Consider the following 7432-nt stretch of genomic DNA (forward strand, 5'->3'; position numbering starts at 1 on the left):
AGCCGTCAGATCGGCTCGCGCACACCCGCAAGACCCGCGGCGCAAACGAATGGTTGTACGCAATCCACCCAGCGTTCACTTCACAGGAGTCCCCCAGCCGCCAGGAACTTCCCCACCCGCTCCACCTCGTCGGCCGGCCAGCCGGGCCAGGGGCATCCGACTCGCGCGCGATAATGGCCGAGGTTGCGGCGGCTTGTGCGTTCACTCACGCCCGGCGGGCGGCACCGTCCGGCCAGACCACGTCGACCGGTAGCCCGGCTTCTCGGGCTTCAAGAACGGTGTCCGCAGTACCGCCGCCGTTGCCGCTCGGGGGCTCGCCATTCCAGACGGCCACGAGACGGTCAGCCCGCTGGAGAAGTGCGCGGTTGGCGTCCTCGTACGCTGACCGGTTCGCGGCCTCATGGGGGAGTACCAGCACCTCGTCCGCGGCTGCGGTGAGCCGGTCGAACGTCTCGGCGTGGTCAGGCTTGACCTTGTTCTGCCGGTAGTCCTGCGAGGGAATGACCGCCGCCAGGCGTCCGCCAAGTTCCAGCACGACTTCCGCGAACAGTGAGTCCGATCCCTTGGCGATGCACGAGACACCGACCAGGCCACCGTCGGCGTAGGGCTTGAGCGTCTCACGCAGGGCATCACGCACCAAGGGAATGCTGGCGTCGGTCAGGTCCATGTGCCCGGTCACGGCGATCGTGGTCACGTCGCTCCCTCAGCTCGACAGTACTTCGCGGATCCGACTCCGCGCCTCGCCGACCGTACGCGATGACGACCGGCCCACGGTGTACGGGTACAGCTGGCCGAGCTGGGCCCGTACGCGAGTGGACTGGGTGCGGGCGGCAGCATCGACGGCGCGGTGTGTCTGGTGAACCGCCTCGGGTACGTCGCCCATCAGGAAGTAGCACTCGGCCAGCCCGATCAGGTCGAGTGCATAGCTGCGCCCGGCTTCGGCGCCGCGGGTCGCGAGGGCGCCACGGATGTGTTCAGCGGCGTCTTCGGCATGTTGCTGCGGGTCCCGGCGGGCCATGTCCAGCAGGCGTCCACCGGTCACGCCGGCCAGCTCGGCATCGTCGAAGTACGCGATCCAGTACGGCTCTTCAGCGGCATTGGCTTCTGTGAGTGCCTCGACTGCCTCCGCTGTGGCCCGCCGGAACGCGGCCGAGCGGCCCAACGCCGCGTACGCCCACGCCTCTCGGGTGTGGAGCATCGCCCGTACCCGTGGCCATGCGGCCTTGCCCGCTCCCTTCTGTGCGAGGTGCACGAGTTCGAGGGCGTCCTGGGGGCGGTCCCGGTACAGCATCTGCCGCGCCATGCCCGCCAGCACGTTGGCGCCGAACGCGGCGTCGCCGCCCGCGTGGGCCGCGCGCAAAGCCAGCATGTAGTAGTTCTGCGCCTGCTTCTGAATCCCCGAGTCCCAGGCCATCGTTGCGGCCGTTCCCCCGAGGTGTGCCATCACCCGGAACAGGCCTCGCTCGACGTCCGGCGCCTGGTGCTCCTCGAGATGGTCGGCCACTTCGTTGAGCTGACCGACAACGGCCTTGCGGCGCAGGCCCCCGCCGAAGCGGTGGTCCCACGCCCGGAAGGCGCGCGCGGTGGACTCCAGTTCCTGGACCTCGCGCCGGCCGATGCGACCGCGACGGCGCACGCGCTCTGCCGCTGGTGCGGGTTCGAGCCAGCCCTCCAGGGTGTCAAGCAGGGCAGCACCAGACATGGCGGCTCCAGCGAGGGCGCGCGTAGCGGTGCGGCGGTCCATCACGAGGTCGCTCCTGGTCAGCTCGGCGGCCAGGTGCACAGTCGACTCGGGACGCCAGGATGCGTCGTCGGACGACCGCGCGGCCGGGGCCGTCGGCGGGTCTGGCGCGGCAGGTTGTCGCTCCCACGGCCGGTCGGCGAGCCCGACCATGCGCCCCGGGATGCGCAGCCCGTCTGCGATGCGGCAGATCACGTCGAAGCTGGTGACCTGCTGCTGCCCGCTGATGATCATGCTCACCTTGCCGGGAGTGAGCTGGCAGGCTGACGCGATCCGGTTCTGCGACAGGCCGCCCCACTTCTTGATCAGCGCGAAAGCCGCGGCGAAGTCGTGCTCTGCCAGGGCTCGCTTCACGTCGTCCCTTTCGAGGACCTCGGGTGCGAGCGGGCCGGGGGTGGTGGCGTCCATGGGGCCGACTTCCGGGGTGATCGTATGCGCTTCGTCGCGCCGTACCGCACCAGGAACGAGTGTATTACCGGCTCGGTAACCCCCTCCGGTCATCCCGCAGTTGCACGCAAACGGCGACGCTCGGTGCATCAGTAAGACAGACCCCGGCGACCGCGCGAACGGCCCGGGGCTGGCCAACGCTCAAACCTGAGAGGGAGCGTCGACATGACGAACGGTACCGCCCCCGGCGAGGACCGCCCACGCGGGGGGAAGATGGCCATCGAGGTGTACACGGTCCGCCGGGACGGCGTGGTGGTGGGCCCGCCGCGGGCCACGGTCAGTGTGCCGTACGGGTACGAGCCCGCCCTCGAACCGCTGAACACGCAGCTCGCGCCGTGCGCCTGCCCCGTCCACCGCCGGGCGGGAGCTGCCCGGTGAACGCCACCCGTGACGAGACCGAGACTCCCGCGCAGTCCACCGCCACGATGCGTGCCGCAGCGACCTGGCTCCTGGACCAGCGCACGGTGCCGCGCCACCAGAGCGTGAAGCTCTTCAGTCAGGGCTTCCACAACTACCTGGGGCAGCTGATCCCGCAGATCGAGCAGCTCGCCGACGTCCTGCCCCCGGAAGACGTTCCGGCGAAGGTGGCGCTGGCCGCTGTCGGCAAGGCCCGGCGGCGTCTGGAGGAGCCCGAGGCTGCGGGCCTCTACGGCGAGGTCGACCGTCTCAGGCGGCTCGGCCGGTCGGTGGTGGCCCTGTGCGACCACTACGACGCGTTGACCGGCGTGGCGATGTGCCTGGCCTGCGACAAGCCGATCGAGGCAGGCGACGCCTGGGTGCCGTACGACAAGGTCAGCCCCTCCGGGAATGCGGCGGGGCGGGTGTAGGTGTCGGTGGGGGAGGTGGCGGCTTCGCTATGTGGCTGGCGGTGCGGAGGCCGGTTTGTCGTTGCGGGATGGGACCGGCCTCCGCCTGCAGCCCCCCCGGCGGCGTCCGATCGGGCGGAGTGGATGCGGGTCAGGAGCGATCAGGGGGCCGCCGGGCGGTCCTACTGCCGATGGCTGGCGGGTTCTGCCGCGCGGGAGTAGCTGCGGTGGCGGGCCCCGTCGTTGATCCTGCGGATACCGCCGCGGGTGTGGTTGAGCGTGCGGGAGAGGTCCGCGATCAGGGCCATCGACTCGCCGAACTCACTGAGAAGGTCGGGTGAGGAGGGTTGCCACCCGTCTGCGTGCTGCTCGCTGATCGTCCGGCACTCTTTGACCAGTTCGGTCATCAGGCGGCGGAACTCTTCGACGTCGGTTCGGGTGTAGCTTTCGGCGCGTAACTTCGGTGGTGTGTTCAACAGGTCCCCCTTGGTGCTCTCTCGTGTAGGTGAGAACGCCGCTCAGCGCATGGGCGGAGGCGAAGGCCTTCACCGCTGCGGCCGTCGCGGTCTGGTCGGCGAGGTCGACGTGGAGGTAGCGGGCAAGGTGCGGGCGTGCCCAGGCGGGTGCGGCGGCATCGGCCAGGACAACTGGATGGGCGGATGCGATCTGGGCCAGGGTGAATTCACTGGAGGCGGCCGAGCCTCCTAATCCAAGGAGCATTGAAGGCTGGGGCATGTGCGTAAACCTGTAAGAGGTGACTGGCCAAGCGGGAAGGTGATAACCGATGGCCGAGGCCGCCCCCCAACCGGCGGCCCCGGCCGGGCCGAGGAACTGCCGGGGCGCCGAGCAGCGAACCGCGGCGCTGCAGCTTCCTTGTCCGTCCCGGCCAGTGGAGAGGTGGTCGGCGTCAGCTGCCGCGGCCGGCTCAGCGGCGATCCTGAGTGCGCCTGTCTCGAGACGGGACGAGCCCATTCCCTGGGCCAGCCGCTGTTGGAACACGTACTGGGCCTCGCGGCCGCGCTCCGGGTTCGCTGTTGGGTACCGCACCAGCACCTGTTCCTCCGTCGCGAACCTCCCCTTCGACCTTGTTGAACCAAGGCAGCACCAGATCGTGGAGATGTCGTTGCAAGGGGGAAAACCGTGCTGGTGTAAGCGGCCTGGTAATCCCATGCTCAGCCACTCCTCCATCCGTTTGGTCACGATGCCCCCTGGGGGCCCGGCTCCGCTGCGCCTTTCGTGCCGGGCTGGCGTACTCGCATCACCATGACGTGACGCGATCTCACTGCGGGTGATCATGGATAGGCGCAGTCCACCAACGGGGAGACGAACGCGCATCACCGTGGGAGAGATCCTTGTCCACACCGACCCCGCTGTCAACAATTGTCCCCGCAGTGAGAGTTATAGCCCTGAATCGAGTACAAAAGTCCTCGGCCTAGTGTGCGGGAATCAACTGCGCGCTACGCTGCTGTCCGCCGCGGACACGGGATTGCGAGCTCAGAGCAGGAGACCGCCCATACATGAACACTCCCCACCCATCTGAGGAGCGTGACGTCAAGGCGGCCATTGAGACACTCCGGGACCAGGCGGCCGGGTTGGGCAGCACACTGGACGAGTTGATCAACTTCGAGCGAATCACTCATCTGACGTCCATCCCGCAGGAAACGGTCCGTCGTCTGTTCGCGGGTGAGGACGTAAGCGACGCGGAGCTGAATCCCTCCTTCACCGAGCGTCTGCGATTTCTTCACGAGACACGGCGCGGGCCCGGTGGAGAGAAGTACAGGATCTCCGAGATCGCGGAGGGCGCGCGGGTCTCGAAGGAAGCCGTCAGCAAGATGCTGAACGGCACACGCAAGGCGGGACTCGACGTCGGCGCTGCCCTGGAGCGCTTCTTCGGGGTTGCCCCCGGCTACTTCACCATGAGCGGACCTGATGCTCTTCTCGCGGCCCTTGCGGAGATGGGTGAGAGTCTCAACTACATCGCCTTGCTCAAGGGCAGGAGGGTTGAGCACCTGGCCTTGCGCGGCAACCTCACCACAGGCGATGACCGCCTGGCACGCGAGCTGCGGCATGCCCTGCAGAACGCCCTGGAATCAGAGCAGGCAGAGGACTCAGAGATCAGGGAAATCACGGCGACGGTCCGCGCACTGCCTGAAGGCCGCCGGACCAGCGTCCTCGGCATCATCCGCAACGTCCTGGGCCTTGCCGAGTCGGATGGCAACAGCACCTAGGGCGCTTCTGATGGCTCTTGCTGGAGTGGGTGGATCAGTGCCCGGGCTGGGCAGGGGCGCCTTAGAAGTCATCTCATTTGATTGACTCGGCATTCTGTGGGTCATGGTGGGGATGATTGAGCGGTTGGTGCCGGACAAGTTGTGGGAGTTGTTCCAGCGGGTGGTACCGGAGGCGCCGTCGCGACCTCAGGGGGGTGGCCGGCGTCGGTACGGTGACCGGGAGGTGCTGGCCGCGATTGTGTTCGTAGCCACGTCGGGTTGTACCTGGCAGCAGGTGCCGTCGGCGTCGTTCGGGCCGTCGGGGGCGACGGCCCACCGCCGTTTCACGGAGTGGTCGAAGGCCCGGGTGTGGGCCAAGCTCCACCGCCTGGTCCTCGACGAGCTGGGCGCACGCGGCGAGTTGGACTGGTCCCGTTGCGTGATCGACTCGGTGAACATGCGGGCCCTGAAAAAGGGGGACCTGACAGGTCCGAATCCAGTCGACAGGGGCAAGTACGGCTCGAAGATTCACCTGATCAAGGAACGGTCGGGTCTGCCCATATCCGTCGGGATCTCCGGGGCCAACCTGCATGACAGCCAGGCCCTGATCCCGCTCGTGAAGGGCATCCCGCCGATCCGCTCGCGCCGCGGACGACGACGGCGCAAGCCCGCCAAGCTGTATGCCGACAAGGGCTACGACTACGCCTATCTGCGGCGATGGTTACGTGAGCGGGGCATCACGCACCGGATCGCCCGCAAGGGAGTGGAGTCCTCGCAACGACTGGGCCGTCACCGTTGGACCGTAGAGCGCACCATGGCCTGGCTCGCCGGCTGCCGCCGCCTCCACCGACGCTACGATCGCAAAGCCGATCACTTCCTCGCCTTCACCAGCATCGCCTGCACCCTCATCTGCTGCCGCAGGCTCTGCGGGGCACGTTCAAGTGTCCCCCACGGGCATGGAACGCCTTCGCCGCCCCGCAGGTTGGCCGCCCACTTGTCGTCCTGCGTGCCTTCACCGGCCGCTCCTCCTCGGTGGCAGGGGCTAGGGAGAACGGGGTGCAGCCGGACGGGGGACGCAGCTGCCACGGTACGAGGGCGTGCGGGAGGTGGCTAATCATTGGCCCGGCCGTCGGGATGTGCCCGTCAGGCCCTTGACCAGGTGCCGCTTCGACGGAGGATGGGGGGACGAGAGCGGGTCTGCGTGGTGAAGTGTGGGCCTCTGATAACTCCGACAGCAGGGAGCGTTCCTTCCGATGACCACACAGCCCGCACGCCCTGAGCGCAGCGGTCCCGAGACGGCCTCGGTGATGGATGTCTCGCCGTTCAAGCCTTCTCTCGTCAAAGCGGTGTTCAGGGACGTGACCCCGATGCACGTCTCTCGGTCGGCCGCGTGGGCCGCCGCGTCGGTGACGCGGACAGTGCTGACGGAGATCATCGACGGCGCGAGGAGAGCGGCGGCGGCGGAGGCCCGGAAGAAGCTGATTCCCGGGGACCTTCTCTCGGCGATCGACCGGAACGTCGAGCTCGAGGTGGGGACCAAGTGGTACGACCACAGCCCGACGTTTCAAGGCCTGACCGGTGTCCTGTACGACGCCGAGGGCGTCATCGTGCCTTCTCGTAAGCGCAGCAGGTCGCGCAAACCGAGTGCTGTGGTCGGCGCCCACAGGTTCGAGGCTGGGGTCAAGAAGCTGCTGCGGAGCCAGAGGGCGACGGCCGTCCCAGCGATGGTCCGCGACCTGGACGGAATCGCGAGCGTGTTCCTGACGGACCTCGCCCGGGACGCGGCCATGGTCGTCCGCGAGGGCGGGGTCAAACGTTTCGGTACGGTCACCCTAGTGATGTCGGGCGAACCGGCCCCACCCCCGTTCCTCAAGGATTCCCTCCGGGCACTGTCCACCCGCAGGGGGGACGGGCGGACCATCGGCAGGGATGACATCCTGGCCGCCACCACGATTCAGTTGTTCGGCGGCAACCTCAGGCAGCGAGCCCTCAGCGAAGCACGCAAGGCGACACAGAACACTTCGGTCGGCTGAGCGGGTGCGACCAACATCGCTGCCTGCACCCTCATCTGCTACCGCAGACTCGCCAAATGAGATGGCCTCTTACGAGTTGGTGCGTGATAGCGGGTGGGCATGCTCTCGTGGTGAGGGGCATGGTCGATCGGGCGGTGTTGGCGCATCCGTTGTTCACGGGCATCTCGACGGCGCGTCTGGTGTCTTTGGTTGAGGAGT

The 7432-nt window shown here is 67.8% G+C and carries 7 protein-coding genes and 1 pseudogene; 5 read left to right on the forward strand and 3 right to left on the reverse strand.

The features are described from left to right. Nucleotides 1-205: 205 nt before the first annotated feature. Nucleotides 206-694 (reverse strand): hypothetical protein, encoded by a 489-nt coding sequence (locus ACTWQJ_RS42750; RefSeq protein ID WP_443311801.1) that lies wholly within the window; start codon nucleotides 692-694, stop codon nucleotides 206-208. A gap of 9 nt (nucleotides 695-703) precedes the next feature. Further along, nucleotides 704-2149 carry a hypothetical protein gene (locus ACTWQJ_RS42755; protein WP_443311802.1) on the reverse strand — a complete coding sequence of 482 codons (1446 nt, stop codon included), beginning with the start codon at nucleotides 2147-2149 and terminating at the stop codon, nucleotides 704-706. Between the two features lie 204 nt (nucleotides 2150-2353). Between ACTWQJ_RS42755 and ACTWQJ_RS42760 the strand changes: the two genes are divergently transcribed. Further along, complete coding sequence (locus ACTWQJ_RS42760) at nucleotides 2354-2566, forward strand: hypothetical protein (protein WP_443311803.1); 213 nt, start codon at nucleotides 2354-2356, stop codon at nucleotides 2564-2566. Next, a complete protein-coding gene (locus ACTWQJ_RS42765; protein ID WP_443311804.1) occupies nucleotides 2563-3015 on the forward strand; it encodes a DUF6415 family natural product biosynthesis protein in 453 nt (150 codons plus the stop codon). The genes ACTWQJ_RS42760 and ACTWQJ_RS42765 overlap by 4 nt, the downstream gene beginning before the upstream one ends. A gap of 161 nt (nucleotides 3016-3176) precedes the next feature. On the opposite strand, the gene ACTWQJ_RS42770 is transcribed toward ACTWQJ_RS42765, so the two are convergent. After that, nucleotides 3177-3470, reverse strand: coding sequence for a hypothetical protein (locus ACTWQJ_RS42770; RefSeq protein WP_443311805.1), 294 nt, complete (start codon nucleotides 3468-3470; stop codon nucleotides 3177-3179). A 1137-nt stretch (nucleotides 3471-4607) separates the two neighbouring features. On the opposite strand from ACTWQJ_RS42770, the gene ACTWQJ_RS42775 reads away from it, so the two are divergent. From ACTWQJ_RS42775 to ACTWQJ_RS42785, 3 genes and pseudogenes are all read left to right on the forward strand, one after another. Continuing rightward, a complete protein-coding gene (locus ACTWQJ_RS42775) occupies nucleotides 4608-5222 on the forward strand; it encodes a helix-turn-helix domain-containing protein (protein WP_443311806.1) in 615 nt (204 codons plus the stop codon). 112 nt (nucleotides 5223-5334) lie between these two features. Next, nucleotides 5335-6126, forward strand: a pseudogene (locus tag ACTWQJ_RS42780) (IS5 family transposase); the annotation flags it as partial. Between the two features lie 328 nt (nucleotides 6127-6454). Next, nucleotides 6455-7234 carry a hypothetical protein gene (locus ACTWQJ_RS42785; RefSeq protein ID WP_443311807.1) on the forward strand — a complete coding sequence of 260 codons (780 nt, stop codon included), beginning with the start codon at nucleotides 6455-6457 and terminating at the stop codon, nucleotides 7232-7234. Nucleotides 7235-7432 lie beyond the last annotated feature (198 nt).

This window comes from Streptomyces sp. KR55 (assembly GCF_052245645.1).
GTDB lineage: Bacteria > Actinomycetota > Actinomycetes > Streptomycetales > Streptomycetaceae > Streptomyces > Streptomyces flavusporus.